The sequence below is a fragment of the Arenicella chitinivorans genome (assembly GCF_014651515.1).
Classification (GTDB): Bacteria; Pseudomonadota; Gammaproteobacteria; order Arenicellales; family Arenicellaceae; genus Arenicella; species Arenicella chitinivorans.
Genome location: NZ_BMXA01000001.1, coordinates 966299 through 989634, shown reverse-complemented (window position 1 = coordinate 989634; position 23336 = coordinate 966299). Strand labels below are relative to the sequence as shown.

20 protein-coding genes and 1 tRNA gene are annotated in these 23336 nt (G+C 51.2%); 10 read left to right on the top strand and 11 right to left on the bottom strand.

Going from position 1 to position 23336, the window contains the following annotated elements; genetic code table 11:
- The first annotated feature begins 119 nt into the window (after positions 1-119).
- Together IE055_RS04325 and IE055_RS04320 are read left to right on the top strand one after the other, a co-directional pair.
- The gene (locus IE055_RS04325) at positions 120-395 is read left to right on the top strand and encodes a PqqD family protein (RefSeq protein ID WP_189398749.1); all 276 of its coding nucleotides are present in this window, start codon (positions 120-122) and stop codon (positions 393-395) included.
- Entirely contained in the window at positions 388-1506 is a 1119-nt protein-coding gene (locus IE055_RS04320) for a nucleotidyltransferase family protein (protein ID WP_189398748.1), read from the top strand. Before IE055_RS04325 ends, IE055_RS04320 begins: the two co-directional genes overlap by 8 nt.
- Here IE055_RS04320 and IE055_RS04315 read toward each other — a convergent pair.
- The gene (locus IE055_RS04315) at positions 1496-2413 is read right to left on the bottom strand and encodes a hypothetical protein (protein WP_189398747.1); all 918 of its coding nucleotides are present in this window, start codon (positions 2411-2413) and stop codon (positions 1496-1498) included. The two genes, IE055_RS04320 and IE055_RS04315, sit on opposite strands and share 11 nt — an antisense overlap.
- Positions 2414-2493: 80 nt before the next feature.
- Between IE055_RS04315 and IE055_RS04310 the strand changes: the two genes are divergently transcribed.
- Together IE055_RS04310 and IE055_RS04305 are read left to right on the top strand one after the other, a co-directional pair.
- Positions 2494-2949, top strand: coding sequence for a hotdog fold domain-containing protein (locus tag IE055_RS04310; RefSeq protein ID WP_189398746.1), 456 nt, complete (start codon positions 2494-2496; stop codon positions 2947-2949).
- A 44-nt stretch (positions 2950-2993) separates the two neighbouring features.
- Entirely contained in the window at positions 2994-3998 is a 1005-nt protein-coding gene (locus tag IE055_RS04305) for a Gfo/Idh/MocA family protein (RefSeq protein ID WP_189398745.1), read from the top strand.
- Between the two features lie 21 nt (positions 3999-4019).
- Here the strand turns inward: IE055_RS04305 and IE055_RS04300 are convergent, their stop codons facing one another.
- The 4 genes from IE055_RS04300 to IE055_RS04285 are packed head-to-tail and all read right to left on the bottom strand — an operon-like array spanning position 4020 to position 7389.
- Positions 4020-4733, bottom strand: a complete 714-nt coding sequence (locus IE055_RS04300; RefSeq protein ID WP_189398744.1) for an SDR family oxidoreductase — start codon at positions 4731-4733, stop codon at positions 4020-4022.
- The gene (locus IE055_RS04295; protein WP_189398743.1) at positions 4708-5730 is read right to left on the bottom strand and encodes an SPL family radical SAM protein; all 1023 of its coding nucleotides are present in this window, start codon (positions 5728-5730) and stop codon (positions 4708-4710) included. The genes IE055_RS04300 and IE055_RS04295 overlap by 26 nt, the downstream gene beginning before the upstream one ends.
- Positions 5723-6541 carry a nucleoside phosphorylase-I family protein gene (locus IE055_RS04290; protein WP_189398742.1) on the bottom strand — a complete coding sequence of 273 codons (819 nt, stop codon included), beginning with the start codon at positions 6539-6541 and terminating at the stop codon, positions 5723-5725. Before IE055_RS04290 ends, IE055_RS04295 begins: the two co-directional genes overlap by 8 nt.
- Positions 6538-7389, bottom strand: coding sequence for a glycosyltransferase family 2 protein (locus tag IE055_RS04285; protein WP_189398741.1), 852 nt, complete (start codon positions 7387-7389; stop codon positions 6538-6540). Before IE055_RS04285 ends, IE055_RS04290 begins: the two co-directional genes overlap by 4 nt.
- A gap of 463 nt (positions 7390-7852) precedes the next feature.
- Here IE055_RS04285 and IE055_RS04280 point away from each other — a divergent pair.
- Positions 7853-7939 (top strand) — tRNA-Leu (locus IE055_RS04280).
- Between the two features lie 62 nt (positions 7940-8001).
- Here IE055_RS04280 and IE055_RS04275 read toward each other — a convergent pair.
- Complete coding sequence (locus IE055_RS04275) at positions 8002-8394, bottom strand: VOC family protein (RefSeq protein ID WP_189398740.1); 393 nt, start codon at positions 8392-8394, stop codon at positions 8002-8004.
- A 290-nt stretch (positions 8395-8684) separates the two neighbouring features.
- Between IE055_RS04275 and IE055_RS04270 the strand changes: the two genes are divergently transcribed.
- Both IE055_RS04270 and IE055_RS04265 read left to right on the top strand, forming a co-directional pair.
- Positions 8685-10301, top strand: a complete 1617-nt coding sequence (locus IE055_RS04270) for a DUF1501 domain-containing protein (protein ID WP_189398739.1) — start codon at positions 8685-8687, stop codon at positions 10299-10301.
- A gap of 1 nt (position 10302) precedes the next feature.
- Positions 10303-13920, top strand: a complete 3618-nt coding sequence (locus IE055_RS04265; RefSeq protein WP_189398738.1) for a c-type cytochrome domain-containing protein — start codon at positions 10303-10305, stop codon at positions 13918-13920.
- 73 nt (positions 13921-13993) lie between these two features.
- Here IE055_RS04265 and IE055_RS04260 read toward each other — a convergent pair whose 3' ends face one another.
- Positions 13994-15973: a M3 family metallopeptidase gene (locus IE055_RS04260; protein WP_189398737.1), complete on the bottom strand. Its 1980-nt coding sequence runs from the start codon at positions 15971-15973 to the stop codon at positions 13994-13996.
- Between the two features lie 142 nt (positions 15974-16115).
- On the bottom strand, positions 16116-17165 hold the full coding sequence (cysK, locus tag IE055_RS04255; protein ID WP_189398736.1) for a cysteine synthase A: 1050 nt from the start codon (positions 17163-17165) through the stop codon (positions 16116-16118).
- A gap of 135 nt (positions 17166-17300) precedes the next feature.
- On the opposite strand from cysK, the gene IE055_RS04250 reads away from it, so the two are divergent.
- The gene (locus tag IE055_RS04250) at positions 17301-17966 is read left to right on the top strand and encodes an SDR family oxidoreductase (protein WP_189398735.1); all 666 of its coding nucleotides are present in this window, start codon (positions 17301-17303) and stop codon (positions 17964-17966) included.
- A gap of 23 nt (positions 17967-17989) precedes the next feature.
- Here the strand turns inward: IE055_RS04250 and IE055_RS04245 are convergent, their stop codons facing one another.
- Both IE055_RS04245 and IE055_RS04240 read right to left on the bottom strand, forming a co-directional pair.
- Positions 17990-19213, bottom strand: coding sequence for a dipeptidase (locus tag IE055_RS04245; RefSeq protein ID WP_229794128.1), 1224 nt, complete (start codon positions 19211-19213; stop codon positions 17990-17992).
- Between the two features lie 422 nt (positions 19214-19635).
- Positions 19636-20085, bottom strand: coding sequence for a hypothetical protein (locus tag IE055_RS04240; RefSeq protein ID WP_189398734.1), 450 nt, complete (start codon positions 20083-20085; stop codon positions 19636-19638).
- 404 nt (positions 20086-20489) lie between these two features.
- Here IE055_RS04240 and IE055_RS04235 point away from each other — a divergent pair, with 404 nt between their 5' ends.
- Both IE055_RS04235 and IE055_RS04230 read left to right on the top strand, forming a co-directional pair.
- The gene (locus IE055_RS04235) at positions 20490-21395 is read left to right on the top strand and encodes a DUF2520 domain-containing protein (protein WP_189398733.1); all 906 of its coding nucleotides are present in this window, start codon (positions 20490-20492) and stop codon (positions 21393-21395) included.
- Between the two features lie 33 nt (positions 21396-21428).
- Complete coding sequence (locus IE055_RS04230; RefSeq protein ID WP_189398732.1) at positions 21429-22082, top strand: HAD family hydrolase; 654 nt, start codon at positions 21429-21431, stop codon at positions 22080-22082.
- A 6-nt stretch (positions 22083-22088) separates the two neighbouring features.
- Here IE055_RS04230 and IE055_RS04225 read toward each other — a convergent pair whose 3' ends face one another.
- The gene (locus IE055_RS04225; protein ID WP_189398731.1) at positions 22089-23111 is read right to left on the bottom strand and encodes an alpha/beta fold hydrolase; all 1023 of its coding nucleotides are present in this window, start codon (positions 23109-23111) and stop codon (positions 22089-22091) included.
- Between the last annotated feature and the right edge of the window lie 225 nt (positions 23112-23336).

Here is a 23336-nt window from a genome sequence, read left to right as displayed (position 1 = left end):
GATTGCAGCGAAGCGCGATTCTATCGGAATCAATGCAAAACTGCAAAGCAAGCACGGTAAAAACCCCTTAAAATAAGCCCTTAGCGCGTTGGCTTTCACTGAATTTGATAATTATTCCCATGCACTACCGATTAGGCGACAATATCTTACTTACCGAACTTGATGACGAGGCCGTACTACTGGATGTTTCATCGGGCAGCTACTATGGTCTCAACGCCGTTGGCGCACGCTACCTATCCCTCCTCAACAGCGGAACGAGCGACGCGGACAGTGTCCGCCAGATTGCCGATGAATATGAGCAAACCCTCGCGCTCGTGTCGACCGATTTGGCAGAGTTACGCACAGATCTGCTCGCCAATGCGCTGATTGTAGAACGTTCCAAGGACGATGGATAATTCGCGCACCAAGCAAGATACACAAGTTGAGCTGCAGTATCTGGCCAGCTTAATCTGTGATTATTCCGCGATTAAATCGAACCACTCAGCGGAATTTGCCGCTGACTGGCGACGCCGTTCGCCACAAGCCAAACTTGAACGCCTCGATTACCATGGCATCACTCTACTGGCAGATGCGAAGAGCACATTGAGCGTGGATTTGGCAACCGCCTGTCAGCAACGGCGTGCCATGCTAGCTGCGACCGAAACACTTAAACAACAGGAATTGCGAAACCTCTTTTCGGCCTGCCGTGCCGCAGGTTTGGGCAACATCATTTTATTTAAAGGCACAGCCCTAGCGCATACGGTGTATCCACAGCCCTGGTACCGCCCTCGCTCTGATGCGGATTGTCTGATCAATCCCGACGCACGCGCGCTTGCGCACCAAATTCTCACCGAGCAAGGCTTTGCAAAGCACTTTGCGATTGAAGGTCGTTACGTCTCGTATCAATCACTCTACAGCAAGTCGCTGCCTGGCCAGAGTCAGATTCACATCGACCTGCACTGGCGAATCAACAATCGACAATGCCTTAGCCAGGCTTATACCGTGGAAGATTTATGGCCGGAGCGTCAGACTATTGATGCGCACTTGGCAGCACCCAGCAACGTCGACAGTTTACTGATCGCCTGTCTGCACAGACTGGGGCACCACGCACGGGAAGAACGCCTTGCCTGGCTGTATGACATCCATTTATTGAGTGCCACACTCGACCAATATGATTGGGAAACTCTAATCAATAAGGCACGCCAAAAATCACTCTGCGCTGTCACGCTAGACGCACTGCAAGCCTGCGCCGGGTTATTAGGAACCCAGCTACCGAACACGGTGCTCGACTCGCTCTCTGGCGCTGCTGAGGAACCTAGCGCTGTATTTACTCGGCGCGACCTCCCTGAATGGCGTTACTTTCTCACTGACCTGCGATGCATGCCAAGTCTGCGGCAAAGAATGGGGTTATTGCGCGAGACGTTTTTACCCTCACCATCTTACGTTCGCACGCAAATGCAAACTTCGTCGGCGACCTTAGGCTATCTTAAACGCCTCTGGCGTGGATTGAAGCGCGTTACGTCGTGAGCAACGCGTCCACGAGTTGCTGCCTAAGATCAGGCAGCTGATCCAACGCTCTGGGGTAAGCAATCTCAAAAGCCGGCACACATTGACAAAACCGCTTGGCGAATTCAGCATGCGCCGCCAGACTGCTCGCGTCGAATAATTTGGCGGCCACAGTATGGCGAATTAACTGTAACATTGCGCTTTGCAGCGGCAAACGACGACACTCGAACACCTCCGCGGGTTGAGGATTAATTCTAACCAGATAGTCTAAAGCAAACGCTTGAGAAGGCAGCCAAGCCACACGCGCATTCGGCAATTTGAGCTGAGGGTAGTCCGGTAACAAACTGACTTCGCTGGAGTCACCGTCCCCCGACAGTCTGACCGGCAGTAAATCATCGCTTACCTGCCGCCAGTCTTCTGCGTCATGAGCACTCAAGGTAGATTTCCCCGCGCCTGACTCTGCCACCATAGCAATAACGCCTGCCCTGCTGTGCACCGCACCAGCATGCAAACAATAAATACTTCGCCGTTGCAGCAACAAAATCAGAGCCGGTCCAGTGATCACCTCGAGATTAACACGTGAACCCAAACCGTCTGAACACAGTAAATGTATCGCTGCCTGGTCGATGTCGAGCTGACAGACAGGCTGCGCATCGACATCAATCTGCACGCCGACGGCGGTCTGCCAAACGGTGACCTCACGCAATCGACCATCAATCGGCGCCGGACCTCGATATACTTCGTCTACGGTAGCAGCGAGCTCAGGCTGTAGCGCCGGATACTCAGACTGCTTTGGCACGTACGCCGGAGATGCATACTCGCTCAAAGCTGTGACCGCCTGATCAAACACCACTGTTTGGCCTGCCAACGTATAGGCAGTCGGTTGCAGCGCCCGCGTTCGTGGCGAGATAGAGGTTACGATGATCACGCCGCGATCATAGCGAATATACTTGAGCTTGAGAACAGCATGACTAATAATCAAATTTTTGGTTGTGTTCTCACCTTGTTATGTCTTCCATTCTCAAACGATATCAACAACTCAGTCGACTCCCCGCTGGCAACTACTTATTCAGTAAAGCAGTCGGGTTCTCCGCACCGTTTTTTGCCAAGATTCACCCCTATGTGGTTAATCTGCGCAAGGGGTATTGTGAAGTCAAAATGCGTGACCGACGCAGTGTGCGCAATCACCTGGGCACCATCAATGCTGGCGCGCTATGTTCTTTGGCGGAAATGACTGGTGGCATGGCCCTGGACAGCTTGGTGCCCGGGAACATGCGCTGGATACCGCGCGGCATGACGGTTGTGTACCATGCAAAAGCTACCGGCACCATCCGTGGGATTACCGAGCTACAAGCCGAGAATATCCAGCCTGGTGATATCGTGGTGCCCGTCAAAGTCTATGACGAAGCGCAGACCCTGGTGTTTAGCGCCGACATTACGTTTTACGTCAGCTTAAAGAAATAGCGACCATCTATAACCGTTAGTCAACCGAATCTCAGCAAACGATCGTGAAAACTATTAAATGGGGCATTCTCGCTCCGGGCAACATCGCTCACAAATTCGCTACTGCGCTCGCTCACGTTGAGGGCGCTGCGTTACACACCGTCGCAAGTCGAGATCCGGCACGCGCGCGAGCATTCCAGCAAACTCACAACGCCACCACGTATGCTGAAGATTATGCCCAGATGATAGCCGACCCTGAGCTGGACGTGATTTATATCGCGTCGCCACATCGCTACCACGCAGAACAAACGCTCGACTGCTTACAAGCTGGCAAAGCCGTTTTATGTGAAAAGCCCTTGACCGTTAATCTCAGCCAAGCCGAAGCGGTGTTTGCCGCGGCAGAACAGCACAATGTGTTCTATATGGAAGCTGTCTGGACCCGTTTTATGCCGATCTACAAACAGGTATCGGAATGGGTATCTGAAGGCAAGATCGGTAACGTCGGAGCTATTCAAGCCAGCTTTGGGATTAATGTGCCGTTTGATGCTGCGCATCGTTTATACGCACCTGAACTAGCCGGCGGCGCGCTGCTGGACCTTGGCATTTACCCGATTACTGTGGCACAAATCGTCACCGACCAAGCTCCAGACAAGGTCGTGGCAGCTGCCCAATTGGGTGAATCCGGCGTGGACGAAGCAACCGGAATGGTGCTGCACTATCCCAATGGCATAGTGGCAACTCTTAATTGCGGCACCCGTGCCACCAGCTCACTGGACTGTTGGATATTAGGAGACCAAGGCAGCATCCACATTCCACAGTTCTGGCAGGCCGAATCCGCCACACTTTACCAACCGGGTGAAGGCCACCACTCGACAGCTAGAAATAACCCAACCGAGTGCCAGCTGCCGCATGATGTAAACGGCTACGAGTATGAAATTCGCGAGGTTAATCGGTGCCTGCGCGCTGGCTTACTGGAAAGCCCATTAATGCGTTGGCAACACAGTCGCGATGTAATGCGTATCATGGACACAGTGCGCTCTCAGATCGGTTTAAAATTCCCGTTTGAATAGCAGGCATCAGACTACCACAGTCTATTTTTTCTGGAAACTCCGGTGCATTGGCTGTAGGTTGATTTCTTCGATCACCACATTACGTGGCTGTTGGATCGCGTGCAGCACCGATTCTGCAACCTGCTCTGCCGTCAGTGAATAGACCTCACCGGACTTCGGTTCAAAACTCGTTTCTGCGAAAAATTCGGTTGCAACCGGACCCGGATTAATCAACATCACACGAATATTATTGCCAGCACAATCAGCGCGTAAACTCTGCGCCAATCCACGCAGCGCAAATTTACTGGCACAATAAACGGCACCGGCCGGACCACCTTGCAATGCGGACTCGCTGCCGATGATCACAACATCACCACCACCGGCTCGTTTCAAATGCGGTAAAAAGTGCTTGATCAAAAACACGTTACTCGTGAGGTTGGTATCCAGTAGATGTTGTATCTGCGAGTACGAAAATTGCTCCAAGCCACCAAAACGCCCATACCCAGCATTTAACACCAAGACGCTGTGATCTAGGCTTAAGGCACGCAGTTTGTCCGGTAATGTGTTGATCTTCGACAAATCAATCTGATGCATCGTGAGCCAATCCGATACCTGCGCTGGTTTGCCACGCGCAATACCATCGACTGTGTAACCCGATTTATGCAGACCTTGCGCGACAGCCAAACCGATGCCGGTGCTGGCACCCGTCACAAGCGCTCGCTTGGGTAGCTCAGGCTTTAGTTTGTTGTGCTTCATCGGCGTAATACACAAATAATTTATCGGCGGCAATAAATGCGCGACATAAGTTTGCGACCGTATCGAGCACCTGACGTTCCAATATGGGTTTATACGATACTAAACCGGCTTGCTCACTGAGCCCAGCGTTAAACAGCCAATGCTCGGGATACAACTTCAGCATTGTCTTGTAAAATCCTTTAGGCAAACGGAAACCGCCTAATGTCACGCTGTCTATTTGCTCGGGGTCAAGTACGGCGAACACGGATTGAATCGCCTGCGCATAGGTTTCGGCATAATCCGCATGCCATATCACTGGGTCGAAACGAATGCCGATCCGCCAACCATGATCCTGTAATTTCTTTAACGCGTCTAACCGCTTTACCAACGGCGGCGCACCCAGCTCCAGCTCGGCTGCGATGGGTTCAGGGCTCAAACTATACGCCACCACGACGTTGTCGATTGGTTCGCGCGCTAACAAGCTGCGCACTTGCGTACTTTTGGTACGCAACTCTAGTACCGCATTGGGGATACCCGCAAACGCAGGAACAAACGTTTCTGCGAAGCGGGTTACCGGTTCATAGGCCAGACTGTCGCAATCGTAGCCAGAGAAAAACCAAACCGGCTTTTCATCATCAATATGACGTTCAGCCACACTTCTAATTTCATCGATAAATTCTTGATAGTTAACGAATAAAAGATAGTTTGCTGAGCGCAACATACCCTGCAAAAAACAGTATCGACAGTCGTACACGCAGTTCAACATATGCGAGAAATAATAATGCGCACCGCCGCCTGTTTCGTATTGATCAGGCGCTGGCATCACCTTGGCATTTTTCTTTTCAGCCAGAATCAGCGATGGATTGTGCTTCTGTGTGCGAAAATTTTGCGCGTGTGAATTGAACACCTCACCATACCGTTCAATCACAATCTGACGCGCTTTAGGGTACCGAGACACAACCGCCGCGGTAGTGTCCAAATCCAGCACTGCGTGTTCGATATACAGCGTATCAACCATCGGCGACCTCCAGAGTAGGTACTCTGTCGTCGACCATTTTTTGCAAAGCCGTCAACACATCACGTGCTGAGGCCTGTTCTCGCACAGCCTCAGAAATGCAATCCGACGCCATACCCAAGACGGTAAGTTGATGCAGCGCTCGCTGGATTTGCTGCTTGACACTGTGACTCGCTCGCAAAGATTCGATATGCAGCACCTGTGGCACTGAAAACGCGTTAGGCATCAGGGACAAAAGGTTATATGCGAAGTGCATCACCGCAGTCACGTGCGGCTGCATTAGCTCAGTGATACGTTTTGGATTCAAGTGTTCAACGCCAGTACGCTCATTGTCAGACACCACTTTGATCGACTGCACAAGCTCACTGTCGCTGAAACGCAGTGCGGCGTTGAAAAAAGCCATCGACTCCATGTCCACAGCCGCGCCACCTGGATAGTGATCCGACACATGATCGACACACAATACAGCATCAGTCGCCCCATCCCAGGCCGCCACCAGCGGCGGGTAGTGAGCCCGGCCTTTCTCCGACGCGGCACAACCATGCACCAGTAGAAGCTCACCTAATTCTCGCGTTGCGTGACCTGCTGTACCAACATTGAGCCACACTCTCGGACCTGGGTTGCGCCCCGCTACCCAACCAATCGCGGTGGCCATCGACTCACTGCCGATACCGGTTATAACCACCTCAATATTATCCTTCGTGTAAAGGTCGTATGGACGCACCGGTACTTTGTTGAGCTTAAGGGCGTCTATCCAAGGCCGTGCCTCGCAACTCAGTGCGAACAACATCGTAATCAACGGTGTGAATCTCATATCAGCTCTGGACACCAGCGCGCCAGTTTGGACTCGCAGTCCTCGACTAACTCAAAATTATTGCGTTTGCGCGCGCCATTACAAAGTATATTCAATTTTTTCACTAACGTTTTCAGCGTCTTCTGACGTTGTTCGACCGTGAGGCTCGGACCAATCTCAGGATGGTTTAGGCAATTTTCCAATGCTATCACGCGGAAGCGATCCATTCCCCAGTACTGCCGTGATAATTGGTCCTCATGTCCTCCATATTTTCGAATACAGGGTTGCGCAACATACGCCACCTCGAATCCGGCAGCGACGCGCAACCACAAGTCGTAGTCTTCACAGGCGGGTAGATTCTCATCGAATCGCCCCACCGTCTCGAATACACTTCGATGAATAACGATTGACGACGGCGACATCGCGCACAACGGCAAACACTGCTCAAATATCCATCCACCCTGCTTCTGATGCTTGTTCATTTGATTAATCCGCCGACCATGTCGAATCCAAATTTCTTCGGTATGACAGACGCTCAAGCCGGTGTCTGCGAGCACGTTCATTTGTGTGCTCAGTTTATGTGGCAGCCACTCGTCATCGGAATCGAGTAGCGCGATCCACTCGCCGCAGGCAATGTCTAGCCCCCGGTTACGTGCCGCACTCACGCCACGATTGGGCTGTTGTAGTAATTGTACGCAAGGAAATCGAGACCGTACGAACTCGGCGGTGCCATCATCGGATCCGTCATCTACCACAATGATTTCAACCTCGGAATCGCGCGTAAGATAATCTTGCGCCAGCACCGACGCCACTGCGCGCTCAAGCGTTTCAGCGCGATTATACGTAGGAATAATAACGGACAGATTCATGCAATTTTTAACGAATATTCGGTTCACAAGACCATATCAGCATGCTAGTCTCACTCTACAAAGTTTCTCTAACTAACTGTTTTTAATAATTAAATTCAATTTTTAGGTATTTATCACACCACATTTGTTGTAGAAAACACACACATCACGCTTTTTACGAGCTTTAAGTTAACTGTTAGTTACCAGCGGATTCTACACTTAGACAAACGCCTATACTTTGAATCATGAAATGTAAATGAGTATTTATTTTCATAACTCTCTCTTCTTTTTGTTAATTTAACGCCGCCCTCTAAGAGCGGCGTTTTTTTTGCCTGACCAGTTCAGATCAGAATGCGTTGATATTAACAAAACAATGGCGTGAATCGCACATCTCAGGCCTGATGGTTAACGGACAAAAATTTATGCCGAAAATCATTGAAAACGCGACCGACACACATATATAATCCCCGCTCGCTGATGTTACGCCGGGGTGGCGGAACTGGTAGACGCGCCGGATTCAAAATCCGGTTCCTTCACGGGAGTGTCGGTTCGATTCCGACCCTCGGTACCATCAGCCAAAAATAAAGCCCCTTAATTGGGGCTTTTTTGTGCCTGCCTAACCGAAAAAAGCACTTACTTCACGCGATACAAAGCACATAGCTTGTGACCATCTGGGTCCCGCACGTACGACAAGTGCATTGCACCCTGTGCGCTTTCACGTAGACCTGGCTTACCCTCTATCGAGGTTCCGCCATTCGCCACCGCGACATCGTGGAACTCTTTCACTTGCTCCGGTGAACTGCATTTAAACCCAATCGTTGCCCCGTTAGCGCAAGTCGCTGCTTGGTCATCAATTGGTTCGGTGATGCCAAAGGTATTGCCATTGTGAACATAAAAATATCGAACATGCCCAGTGGCGGCCACATTCCGAATGCCTTCGGGTGCACCCAAGAACCCCAGTACCGCGTCGTAAAAACGCTTCGAGCGCTCGACATCGTTGCTGCCTATCATTACGTGGTTGAACATTATTCCTCCAACTCAATGGTTGTTTTGTACGCTAAAAAAAGCCAACTATACACAGCTTGTGATGAACTCGCCATGCCCCCTATTCACATCCGAACTAAAGAAATTCTCACGAGCCACTGAGAGATTATTTGTCAAATGACCACTATCTCAATACGAGACTGGATGTGAATGACGTATCAAGGAGTGATTCAACGAACGCCAGGGCCGGCATATTACGGTGTGACTCCCCAGTTTCGCTGGATATCGAGCGACCTTTTCGCTCGCACTTTGATCAATCGGGGAGAAAATGGATGAATTCTAACAGACGAAAATTTTTACAGACCTCCGGCGCATTGGCAGCACAATCGATACTGGTCGGCGCAGGACTCGCCTCACTGACCAAGCCACGTATAGCAGCGGCTGCCGAATGCGGAGGCACCGACTGGGGTGCACTTCACACAACCGTTGACGGTTGGAGCTGTGAGTCGCACGAGGGATACAAAATTCTCGAAATACACTTAACCGGTGGCGCCTCTCAGTGGGAAGCGTTCTGGCTACCAGGCAATGGTGCAACACCAAACTACAGTGACTATGATATGGGGGCGCCAGACAGCGCGCCATTTGCGCCAGCTGGTGTTACCACAACCTTGGATTTAAGCACACTGACCTGGAATAGCCGAAGCGGGGAATTTCCCTGCGAAGCACCAGACAGCCCTGTGTCATCGACGGATGCCACCTTGTTTGCGGCACAATCGGGTGGCGGCAATATCTATTGGGGCGCACCAACAAAGCCCATTTTCAGACGACCGGATATATTTAATCGCGCACGCATGGTCACACAATTCCATGATTTAGCGCCGCATGAAGCAGCCCGTCCATTCTGTATGACTGGGTTACGCCTCGGTAATCCCCGACTGGCTGGTACCGGTGCGGCGATCCAGCGTCGCGCAATGATCAATAATCCTGCGCAAAATCTACCAGTCTCGTATGTGCTCCACCGCTCAGGGTCGCTAGCGGCAAATTACGCTGCTGCCACCGGCGCGCACCCAGGCTCATCCAGACCATTGGTAATACAACTTTCGAGTAATGATAGCTTTCATGACAGCTTATCCAGAACCGGTATCTCAGCGGAGTCAGATGATTTGCTAAGCGCTCTGCGCTACGAGTATCGAGACCGCATGCGCTATCGAGGCAGCGGCGACCCCGTTCGCTCATCGGGCTTCAACAGCTACTGGAACGCTGCGCAATTACTCGGTGACGCTCCAGCTCTTCAGTCGTTGTTCGCCGGCGGTATTTTGCAGATTGACAACAACGAAGTCGTCGCCTGCCCAGATATTGGCGGCACTTTTGAATCCAATACCCCAGCGATCAAAACCATGTTGGAAACGGCCGCGTCATTACTCGAAGACGGCCCTGCACGGTATGTATGCTGTGTAGATTCTGGGCTTGGTGGAAGCTACGACACACACGGAAACAATCATTTATTGGAGGTAAACACCAATATTTACAACGTGATGCATCATTTAGCGAATGTAATTCATCATCCCGTAAACAACCCGTCTGGCACTCTGAACCTCGATAACACCATGATCGCCATCACCACCGAATTCGGTCGCACGCCTTGGATCAACGGCAATGCCGGTCGCGATCACTGGGTACGAGGTCATTGCTGCTACTTATTCGGTGGTCCGATACCTGAATCGTCACCGACCATTCGCGGCAGTATCGACGCCACTACAGCAATCACGGATGCAGCGCACCAATACTCATTTGCTGATTTTCGAGGCGCTTTACTGCTTGCCGCTGGTGTTGATCCGTTCGCACCAGATAATTTTCGGTTTAGTGATTTCAGTCCCGCCTTGCAAGACGGTGTCGCCACCGAACAGGATTTGAGATTGAGAATGAAAGATTGGATATTGGGGGTTTAAGATGGAATTTTTACTACGAAAACAGAATCAATCCAGCACTCGAGTTAGTTTTTTAACGATCGTTCGCTGGTCACTCACCGTGGGCTTATTTACATCGCTGGTTGCGTGCTTCCCTTCAGCCCCGGAAGACGATGAGAGTCACGCCAGCTTTGCCCGCGAAGCGATCCCGACCATCCTTGGTCGCCGTGCAACCGGGGTCGATGAAGTCGAAGTTGTGGCCGACATCGCAGAACTGCTCGGGCGCGATGCGGCAGTCGAAATGCTGATGCAAGATCCTGCTTATGTCGATCACTGGACTGATGCCATGATGGACATACTCAAAGTGCAGCGACATGCCTTGAATGATGGCGTCAACGCGGCGCAGGATCAAATTTGCTGGGGCCCGCCAACCACTGACAACCCTGACCCGCAATTTGCCGAATGGGTTCGGGACCATAGCCCAACGGATGCCGGCGCACCGACCGGTTGGAACATGACTGACCTGTTGCGCTCGGCGATCCTAATCGACGACCTTTCTGTCATCTACAAAGCCTACCTGTTTCCATTGGCGATGCGCCGCGATGGTAGCGGTGGTCGCAACGCGCAATTAGCGGAGCGCTTGTCAACGGTGTATCTAAATCGAGACACCACCTGCTTGCGCTGCCACAACCCAACCTTTTCAACCTCGAACCTGATTGATGGCAGCGGCAACATTGTGTGGCAACGCTTATACAATATTAGTGGCCATCCTGAAAAAGCGTTGTTCAATAACTACTATGATTCGGTTGGCGCATTCGACAACCTAACACCGGTTATGCGCGGAGCTGTTCGTCAGCCTGCCGGCAGTGGTGTTGGCATCCTGCCCTGGGGCATGAACCTGGCTTGCGCTACCGACACAGACCAAGCAGGAGCAGCCAACAACGGCACATTGATTTATAGCGGATTCCAATCAGTCACCGGCGGCGGCAGCAGTGTCGCATTCGGTAGCTTAGATGGCGCCATTGATGCAGATGTGTCGTTATGGGAACTTGAACGCAGCTTGGATCAAGGGGTTACCGATTTACAGGATGGCTACGAACGTTTTACTGCAACCAGCGTCGTGTTACCACCGGATGAAGAGACCTACTGCGAAGCCGTCGATGTGTTTGCCGCAAATTGCACTGGCTGCCACTCCGGCGCCTCACCATCAGGGGGGCTGGACTTATCGACCGACCCGCACGGCGAACTCGTTGGGGTTGCCTCCCAGGCTGGCAGCTCGGTTGAGGCAACACGCGTGGTGGCGAACAATACCGGCGATTCCGAATTGTGGGGTCGTGTCAGCTCAAGCACTGTTGGATATCAAATGCCACCTGGCGGTGGTCTATCGGCGACCGATGAAACAACGATCGAAGACTGGATTAACGCCGGCGCAGCGGGCGTTGATATTGCCAACTGTAACACCAGCCCGATTCCGGACGTTGCGCCGGACGAAGCTTTTGCTTTTCTGACTGCAGCGAATGCCGTCGACGGAATCTGGGATTCAGTCATGGGTTATCGCTTGACCATAGATCACGGTTTTCCGCGCAATAAAGCGCAACGCGATATGTTGTGGAATCTGACCGAATACACCTTGCTTCCCGAAGATTGGTCGTTGAAATCAGTGCTGAGCAAAATTCTTTCGTCCGACTGGTTCGCGCGCCGCGCACCAAGCCTGTCACAGTTGGACTCTGCCTACCCGCTCGAACCGCTTCTTGATCCTTGGATCGTGGCAAACCCAGTCGATGTACCAAGTCCACACGCCTCGGAGGCGCACAATGGTAAAGGCGAGCAAGTGAATCGATATCGGGTAAATACGCTGCTCAGAAGTATCGCAGACGCACTCGGTTGGGAACAACCACGTCGATTTAGAGACGCCACCTACCCGACCAATGTGGATGAACAGCTCGGCCAGTACCGCTCACCAACCATTGCCGGATTTGACGACGTTAACTTCCAATCGCTACTGGCACTGGAAGCCGAACTTGGTTTGTGTAACAAAGCCGGAAAAGCCGTTGGCTCGGACGATTACATCGATCTGTTAGTCGACGCGATTGCGCAGTTTAATTCTGACAACCCGGATACGCCAGTCACCATTGGGGATGCGTATTCAATTCTCAAAGACCGGCTTCTGCAGGACACCACCATTGAGGCGGTGTTGCCACAGGAATTGAGTGCCATGCCGAACGCAGTGAGCGAAGCCTCTGCGATCGTGGCACTGTTCACTGCAGGAACCGGATCGACACTCACACTCAATTCTTCGGCGACGGATCTAGACGCCACTCAGTTGGATGCCAAGCTTCGTGAAAGCTGTGGATCACTGGTTAAAACGCCCCAATTTCTATTGGCCAACATAACACCAGGGGGCTATTCCGATAACAATATGCCGGATGCGCCGCGTCTGACGGTCTGCCTAGATGGCGAAGAATGTGGCTATCCACAAGCGTGTGGTTACTGGCGGTCAACCTTGTGGAATATGGGAACCTACCTGGCATGCGAAGATCGTACTGTTCGGCGTGCGCAGTTGCTTTACCTGCCCCTACCAGAAGATTTTGTGTTCTACCCTCGCGAACCAGGCTTGTTTACACCGATAGGCGAAACTCGGTTTGGTTCCTCCATGTCTGCCAGCGATGAGTCTACCATGAAGAAAGATCGCGCCGCGCTGCCCAAGACTAAGCTAAAACAAGCAGATTTCGATCTGCGATACGCACTCCGTAGTGCGACGCTGTGCCCGGATGGCCTATGCGGCTTCGTCAAAAAGCCCAGCGTGGAGCAATGCGTCGAAGATCCTTCAGCGGCCAGCTGTCGACGCCTGGTTGCCACCTGTGACCCTCGGGATATGGCAGACGTTAATCAGTGTGGTCGCCGACGCGGCGATATTCGTGAAAACGGTGTACACGTGCTCTGGGGGGACGGTGCCAAGGTCGCCGAAACACGTGGTGTAATGCTGTTGCGCCCCGAATTACCAGACCCTAAATCGACCCGTGAACTGGCGGCCATAGAAAAAAATAAACCCAAGGTCAAATCGACCGATCTCATGCCAGCTAAACAGTTTAAGTACGACCCCACAAAACCGTTGGAACGGAAACCGATTGGCAGTCGACTGAGTAGTCGAGACTTGACCAAACTGCAACGCAAACCGATCGGTCCATTTACTGGGCGAGATCTAAAATGGCGCAAGTTGGAACCTGGGGAAACACTGCAAGCTGGTGATTTAGTCCATGTGCCGCTGACTGCGCGCTTGACCCTAGAACACCGTGGCAGCCGCTTTGGCACTGGTAAACCGATCAAACAACGCGTTGAAGGTCGTGCAACCGCAGGTCACGTGTTGTCGATTACCGGATCAAACGCCTCGCAATTGTTCGCCACACCAACCAAGCGTGGTGCGCTCAGTCCGGCACAACTACGCAAAGCGGAACTGAGTGGTGAATTCCAAAGTCGAGCGCCTACGAAACGCGACTGGGCACGATTAAAACGATTAAGCACGAAGCCGCAGTCGTACTACGTGCCAACCATCAAAGAACTCTACCAAGAGACCGAAGCCTATAAGGAACAGCATATCCTCGACCACCCAAATCTCACGCCGGAAGGCACCGACAAACCGTCACGTGATGACAAACAGTAAGCGACTGATAAAGTGATGATCGAAAACGCCTACTCAGCACCTGAGTAGGCGTTTTCACGGTTAAGGGCGCTTGTTAGCCACCTTGACTTAACTTTTTAGCGTAAGCCTCAACCGAAAAGTCGCGACCTAGAAAATCTCTGACCAGCTCGGCTGCCGACTTGGTACCGGTTTTGGCCAAGACCAGATTACGATAGTCCTGTGCCGTTTTCGGGTCTCTAAGCCCTTCTTCTTTGAAGCGCGAAAGTAACTCCTCAGCTATCGAGCTAGACCATTGGTAGGTGTAGTATTTGGCACCATAACCATTGAGGTGACCAAATGCAGCGAACATATGCGTGCCGTCGTCGTAGCCATAGGGTGAATAACGTTCGAAAATGTCTTTTTCGAAGGCTACCAAATCAATCCCTTCTGGATTACGGTTGTACAAATCGAATGATAAAGCCGTGTAAGTCAGCTGCGTAGCGACGCCAAGCGCCTGCCCGAAATAACGCGCCTGATTCATCTTCTCGACTAAGGCCTTGGGGATTACCTCACCTTCTTCATTGGTGGCAAAGCGCTTCAAGGTATCGTAGTCCCAGACCCATTCTTCCAGCATCATCGAAGGTGCTTCACCAAAGTCCGACTCGCTTTGGAATCGACTGTACCCAATGTCATTTTGACCAGCAAAAATGAAGTGCAACAGATGACCGTATTCATGCAGAAACGTCTCCACTTGGCCGTGCTCCATTAGCCCTTTAGGAAAATTCATCAGCAATGCAGCTTCAGGTAGTGTTTCACCTTTTTTGCCCAATTGGATACCGAATTGCGCCGCATGGGTAAATTTGCCATCGCGGGGATGGGAGTCAAGAAAAAATGTGCCGATTAATTTATCAGATTCAAACACATCGTAGGCCTCCACACTCTCATGCCAAGTCGCTGCATCACTGGGTTCAATTTTGAGTGTGAAAAGATCTTCAGACAACGCGATAATTCCATCTCGCACCTTGTCGTAATCGAAGTACTGACGAACTTCTTTGGCATCCAGTTTGTAATCCTGCTCGCGAATAATATTCGACAAATACGACGCATCCCAGCTCCTAACTTCCTTCGCTGCCGGATCTAGCTTCTGCATTTGAGCCAGCAATTGCGCCTTCTCTTTCACCACCGGTTCTGCGATGGCAGCACTTAACTTAGCGGTAAATTCCGCTACCTTTGTAGGTTTCGCCACCATCGTGCCGAGCATGTTGGTTTCAGCGTAGTTTTGGTGTCCTAATAGCTGCGCCAGTTCATATCGTCTCTCCAACAACTCTGTCAGTACGGGCGTGTTCTCCTGTACGGCCCGGTTACGGCTCATCATAGCGACCTCTTTACGTAGGCTTCGGTCATGCGCATATTTCGAGATCGGTCGCGTATCAGAATAAGCTGTGCTAATGGTCACCATACCTTTGTCATCAGCTGGATGACTGTCGAAATAGTCTTGTGGCAACCCCGCTAGGCGCTCAGCTTTGACCTGAATTTTATTCACAGCGTTATTAATGTTTTGGCCAAAGGTATTGCCCAGTGCGCTGATCTCGTCGTTTTTTGCTTTAATGGCAGCACGTGTTTTCTCGTCCTTACCAATACCGGAGCTTTCAAACTCTGATTTCCAATAGTTCACCGTATACGTTTTATCGGCGGCTAAGCCCTCGGTAGGTACGGCAGACATACGTTCGTACAAAGCACGGTTTGCACTCAGGGCATTTAACACAGAGAAGCCCTTCAGCGCACATGCCGTACTGGCATCACGAATGGCAGCATCGGTATGGGCATTCTGCATGAGGTAATCGTGCAACAACTGATCCACGAACTGAGTCATATGATTGTCGAACGCAACAAAAACTGAGTCGTAGCTCGCTTTAGCTTTATCGTTGACTAGGGCGTCGATTTGACCATTAAATTCGGCCATATATTGCTCACAATGACGACTAATCTCTGTCGGTTCGCGATCAAAGCTGTTAGCGGCATGGGTCGTCGAAGTCAATGGCATCCAAGCCACGATTGCGGCCATCGCCACACCTCTAAGTGAATGTTTTTTCACAAGTATTCCTCTTAATAATGGTATTTTTATTCGCGCCCTGAAACTCATGGAACGCACGTACGAGTGCCTCGATAGCATCACCGATACCAGATAAGATGCTGTTTAAGCGAAAAAAGATTCAAAAACACGAACAAGCAATCAACTAATCGGAAAACTGCGCACTTGGCGTAGACAAAGACACCGCGCGTTCATCATCATTCATCTGTGCGTCAATATCACCAAACAACGGTGTGCTCAGATACCGCTCTCCGGTATCCGGCAGCATGCAGAGAATGTTTGACCCTTCCGGTGCTGTTTTGCACACCGCTAACGCGGTCGCCATGGTGGCGCCTGCGCTGATTCCAACGAAGACCCCCTCCTTCTGCGCGAGCTGCTTCGAACACGTTATTGCATCAGTCCCTGTAACCGTGAGAACGTCATCTATGTAATGGTCATTGATCGCGTCAGCGGTGAGTTTGGGAATAAAATCCGGTGTCCAACCCTGTATTGGGTGTGGTTCCCAGTTCGGGTGTGTTTCAGCTGGCGATCCATCATTGTTGTTTTTTTGTATTGCGCCAGACCGAATCAAACTGGCTTGCTCCGGTTCCGAAACCACAATTTTTGTATTTGGTGACTCGACCCGAAGCACACGCGCGACGCCCTTCAGTGTGCCACCGGTGCCGTAACCGGTGACCCAGTAATCCAGCGAGCGATCACTAAACGCAGACAGAATTTCTGGCGCAGTGGTACGTGAATGCATTGCTGCATTGTCTTCATTTTCAAACTGCCGAGTCATAAACCAGCCATGCGCATCGGCCAATTCTTTGGCTTTGGCCACCATGCCGTTGCCACGCAGTGCGGCTGGGGTTAAAACCACTTTGGCGCCCAAAAAGCGCATAAGTCGCCGACGCTCCACACTAAACGACTCCACCATGGTGATCACCAGCGGATAGCCCTTTTGAGCACACACCATGGCGAGTCCAATACCGGTGTTTCCACTGGTGGCCTCAACAATAGTTTGTCCAGGCTTCAAGGCACCGGACTTCTCAGCCTGTTCAATCACATTTAAGGCCAGTCGGTCTTTCACTGATCCCATCGGGTTAAACGCTTCGATCTTGGCATACAAATTAACGTGGGCAGGTGCCATCTTGTTGATCTTGACAATCGGCGTATTGCCCACGGTTTCCAGAATATTGTTATAGAGTTTGGTCATGGTGGTCACAGGTGATTGGCATTTTTTGCCAGCATAGCAGAAATGAATTTACGAGTTCAGACCCTGCGCATATGAATACACACAGGCCAGCAAAGCTGCATGCTATCATCCCGCAAAAACCTGCTGGAGACCAGTATGCAACACACCGCCTTAATCACCGGAACCAACCGCGGAATCGGACTGTCTTTAACAAAACATTATCTTAAAAATGGCTGGAACGTCATTGCTGCATGCCGTCAACCGTCAACAGAACTGGCCGACTCTGGCGCTACCGTAGTGTCTGGGATTGACGTTACCAACCCAGAATCACTCCACAAATTGACCACTACGCTCGCTAGCACAAAGATTGACCTGCTCATTAACAACGCCGGAATCCTACGCGATGAAGCACTCGGGCAACTTAATTTTGACACGATCGAAGCGCAATTCGCAGTTAATACGCTGGGGCCACTAAGAATTACCGAACGCCTACTCAATAACTTTAACGAACATGCCAAAATTGCCATGATCACCAGTCGCATGGGCTCCATCGCCGACAATACGAGTGGGGGGCGCTACGGGTACCGCATGTCCAAAGCGGCCTTAAATATTGCTGCAGTGTCCTTGGCACAAGACCTTAAATCGCGCGGAATTGCCGTGGGCATAATTCACCCGGGCCTGGTTGGCACCGACATGATTGGTGGCTACGGTGATGTTACGCCGGATCAAGCGGCAGCTAACATTGTGCAACGACTTGACAGCCTCGATCTCGATAATTCTGGCACATTCTGGCACGCCAACGGCGAAATCCTCCCTTGGTGACGCCCTTGATTTGGAGCCAAACGTCAGCTTTCAGCCGCAACTTTTTCGACTTCACGCCACACACGCAGTAGATTCAGCCCTAGAATTTTTCGAATGTCCTGATCTGAGTAGCCCTTGTCGATTAATCCCTGAATTAGCACCGGATAGGTAGCAACATCTTTGAGTCCAGTCGGCAGAGAATCGCCGACGCCGTCGTAGTCTGAGCCAAGGCCGACGTGATCCACGCCGATTAGTTTTACGGCATAATCGATATGCGCAACCACATCGGCGCTTGTGGCGTATGGAAAAGGGTTTCGGTCTCGGTAGGTGTCGATAAAGTGTTGCACCACGTCACTGGCCGCGCCATGCTTGCGCTCCATCGCCTCAATCTCGTCTTTACGAATATCCGACCATTTTCGCGCGTCGGCATCAACAAAGGTAGACCCAAAGTTGATCATAATTATGCCGCCATTTTTCGCTAAAGCTAGGAGCATGGCGTCATCCATATTACGTTCGAAACCTGGGGTAAATTTACGTAGTGAGGAATGCGATGCGATAACCGGCGCGGTGCTGATGCGTAACGTATCGTAGAATGCCGTGTCAGAGACGTGTGAAATATCCACCATCACACCACGTTGATTCATCGCGACGACCAACTCCTCACCAAACGGACTCAGGCCATCCCATTGCCTATTGTCATCGTAGGATGAGTCGGAAATGGCGTTGCTCTTGGAGTGCGTCAGCGTAATATAACGGATACCACGCTGATAAAATATTTCAAGGTTATTAAGGTCACCGTTAATCGGTGCTCCATTTTCCATACCGAGCGGCAGCGACACCTTTCCTTGCTTGAAATGCGCCTCTACCTCGGCTGGTGATCGCGCGATTGCGAACTTTTCGGGCGCGCGACCGACGATCGCTTCAACATGATCAATTAGCGTATGAGCTCGCGCGGTCGACTCAGCCGTACCGTCAAGTGCCGCGGGTACATAAATGGACATAAACGGTGCGTTCAACCCGCCGAGTTTGGCACGCGGATAATCGAAATCACCACCGTCCGTGGATTCAGTGACGTCAACCCATTGATCAAACACCCGATGCGGCACATCGATGTGTCCATCTACGATAATCGACGAAGTCGCTAGTGTTTCAGCACGCGTGGACGTTGGCGTGCTTGCGAGTAACTCTGCATTCACGGGCGCGGCTGCCGCGAATATGGATACCATAACCACACCAACGACGTGAACTCGACGTGTATCGAAAAACATAGCTCTCTCCTAGGCTAAAAAGACTGTGTCAGACCATACACTGTAACAACCGATTGAGTGGATTGGCAATGACACACCAATAACGCCCAATCGAATACACCGTAAACAGCAAACCATTCCCGTGTGCTCATGTGCATGGCGCCAGAGTTGAGGCCGCGTAAACAACCGGGGAGCAACAGCTCTGTATTCAACAACTCTGTATTAAAGCACGAAGTCACGACCTCGCCTGGCGAACACTGAGAGGACATCCACCACTAATACGAGTAAAACAACGCAACGAGTGCCATTCTGTAAATCTGCCTAACAGCGCATTACTGGTTCGCCTAAGCTCGCGTAAGGTACGGCGTCAACCAATGGGCAGTATTCTGTACCAACCCCACCGACTGCAATCAAGGGCACCATACCCGTGATGCCTGTCAGAATTAATACTGAACTTGCTCGCGTTTGAGTTCGAGTTCGCGTTTTTGCAACTCAAGGCCACGTTGGCGCAACACGATCAGCTTACGTTCAATATCAATCTGCTCATTAATCAAAGCTGTACGAGCTTCGTTCTTTTCCGCATCCTCAGCAGTGTTATCCGCGAGCGCCTCATCACCTCGAACGTGGGCACAGATCTTCTTTGCAGTCGTAGTTTTGTCTGGGTCACAGATCTCATCGAACTCCATCGCACACCAATTGTCTTTCCCCTCGCGACGACGTAATTTGTATTCATCTTCAGAGCCATCGCAAGTCGCTACTGCTTGCCAGTATCGAATTCCGGCGACTAACACCAGTTTGCGTAGAGAGACTGAATCATTTGCCCAGGTTTGACCCAATGGCAGCAGCAACGAGCCAAGCAATGCAGCTACGGCAACCTTCTTAATCAACAACATGTAATTTTCACAACCAATAAAAAGTTCAACGACGCAAGCCAACAGCACACTCGTTGTGCGACGGCTTCTCGGATGGCGCTATTCTATACCGGTTTAGCTGGAAAGATAGGTGAATGCGTCAAAAAAACAGCCCGAGTACACGAAAAATTCTACTACTCTATCTCGCACCAGTCATCCGCTTGACACAATTGTGCGACAAACTATTAATGGGTATGTTAGGCCTGAAAAACGTGGCGCTATACACATCAAGCCCGTCCGACATTAACCAATAAAATCTAAGACTAAGGTATATGTTGACAATTTCAACATGATATCAGACACTTACAGTCCATTTCACACAGTTTACTTGATCTAACTAGCGCATCCCCTAGATCAGGAAGCTAAACGAACACAACCTTACTATAATGGAATCACTCGCCGGGAAGAACATTGCCGTTGTTGGCGCAGAAGACTTCGGTCTCGCTATTGCGCAAAGCTTTCAGAAGCAGAAAGCCACCGTATTTCTAACTGGCCCGAACACCACACTGATTGCCGAGAAGGCGAAAAAACTGAATATTCGCACGGACGTACAGCCCATGCTTAACGCCGTAGTGAGCGCCGACTTGGTGCTATTGGCGGTACCCGAAGCTGAAATCGAGTCGACCTGTAAAATTCTGGCGATCAACCTCAAAAAAGGCGCGGTGATTGCGCACTTTTCAAAGGTATTGGACAGTACCGCACTGGAGAGCGCACACAAGAAATCGGGCGTACACGTCTGCTCCTTATACCCGGTCAATAAGTTTTATGATCTGGAAGCATCGCAGCGGATTCTCAATAATCGTTTGCACCGTAGCTATCTCTACGGCGAAGGTGATCGTGCAGCGCTTAAAATCACCGATGCAATGTTTAAATTGATCGGCTTTGTCCCGATGACGATTTCTCGTGAATCCAAGCCCAAGTACCACGCCGCATCCGTTATCGCCAGCGATTATCTAACGGTGTTATTGGAAGCGTCGATGCGAATCGCTTCGTCCACAGGCGTTGACGGAAAGCTTTACTGGCGCTCAATACAACCGTTGGTAAAAGGCACGCTCGAGAGCATACTGCAACGGGGTTTCGACAGCACGCTAGGCGGCCCAATCATGGGCGGTGACACCAACACCGTTGCGAACCACCTAACCGCATTGGAACACGTTTCCTCGAATCTTCCTACCCTGTATGCCAATCTTGGCAAACACGTACTCGCGCATGCCACACAGCATAACCGGCTAGATAAAAGTACGATTCTTAAGCTGCATACCGTGTTGAATGACGTCGACATCAAGAAATAAGCCGAACCGCTATCTGATTTAGTCGTTTTCATTATGCAGGCACTTATTTTTGACCATGACGGTACCCTAGTTGACAGTGAGCGCCACCACTTTGAAGTATGGCGGCAAATACTCGCGTCGTTTGGTGTTTCTTTTTGCGAAACGGAGTACATCCGTGAGCATAACGGTGTGCCAACACCGCAAAATGCGGCCGCACTCATAACACGGCATAATTTAGACATCGACATTGATTCACTTTGCGAACGTAAAAACACGGCGTTTGCCGAGTTCGCCTCACGCACTCCAAGTCCGCTGCTGCCAACCGTGTTAGAAACCCTCAAATTGGCGCGCAAGCAAGGTCACAAGATGGCAATTGCTACCGGAGCTGACACTCGAGATGTGATGCGTAGCGTCAAGGCCCATGCGCTGACTCCTTTGTTCGATGCAATCGCAACGCGCAGTGACGTGAAACACGGCAAACCTGCACCAGATGTGTACTTGCTAGCCTGTGAACGCTTACAGATACGCCCGCACCGTGCGGTTGCGTTTGAAGACACGCATACTGGTGTGGCGGCGGCCAAAGCTGCGGGGTTGTATTGTATTGCGATCCCTAATCACTACTCCATTCATCAGGATCTCTCGCGGGCGGACGCCCGTTGTGACACCTTGGCTGATGCGCTTACTCTAGCAACAACACGCGCACGCTGACTTCGCTCAGCCCGTGGCAGGCGCAGACTGCCATAGTGACAGAATCGACTTCAAACTCGCTACCAGCGCCACAGGCTGGTCCAACATCAGATGGTGATGTGCATGTGGAATATCAACGATCGGAAACGGCGTAGCACGGAGCTCAGCAATCAACTCACGCAAATAGTTTGCCGAGTCATCATTGAACAGCATGCTCTCGCGACCATAGACCACCGCTTTACGACCAGGTGCAGTGACAATCCGATGACCGGTTTCAGCCCAACGCTTTTCAAACCCGGCTTCACGACGAAACACGCTCGGATCAAATTTCCAGGACCAGCCTCCGTTGACCTTGCGCAAAGAATGATAGGCCATAAAATCGAGCAGCTCAGCATGACCTACAGGCTGAGGCGGTGCCAGCACAAAACGCGCTTTCGCTTCCTCGTAGCTTGCGTACACCTTATTCGGCTTATTCGATTGCTGATTACCGGGTGGCCGAAAGCGTGCGGCATTAGCTGCCAAGACTTCCGGGCGCATGACCATCAGATCACAAATAATCAGACCATCGAACCGCGCTGCATGCCGGTGCATGGTTTCAACACCAACCTGTCCGCCGTATGAATGTGCCACAATGACCGGTTTTTGATCATGTTCAAACAAACCGGTGCGCTCAGCGACACCGATCAGCTCATCAACCCGCTGGTCGATTGGGTATTCCGATCGTGTCCCGGAGTCGCCCATGCCAGACATATCAAATGCTACTACGTGATAGTCTGTTAGATACGGTGCAATGAAGGCAAAGCAGCGTGCGTGCGCTAGAAAACCATGAATCATAATGATCCCCGGTTTACTCGTATCTCCCCAACGAAAATAATGAATCTGGCAGCCACTAAGTTGCACATACCCCTCTTCTCGCGGCACAGTTAGCGCAGACCGAAGCCACGCAGATGGTTCCGCCACAGCCGGGTTCAGATCATCCAGCGCGGTACTGGAAACCGTAGGTTGATTACCTGCCAACGCAGCAGGTTGTTTAGAATCGAGAGTAGACATTGAACGAGATACCTGAAATTGCAGCATTAGGATACAAGTAATCCGCATGCAAGGCGAGTGTTAGGTCACTTTGAAAGCAATTGTCTCGTCACGGTCGTTGCCAATGCCATGCAGCGTAGACTAAGCTTAAAGAGGTCTACACTAATTTTGCGACGCTCTATCATACCAAGCGCATCTTTTAAACTGAATTACGCTCCCAAAATAACGCCACCACCGGAGATCACT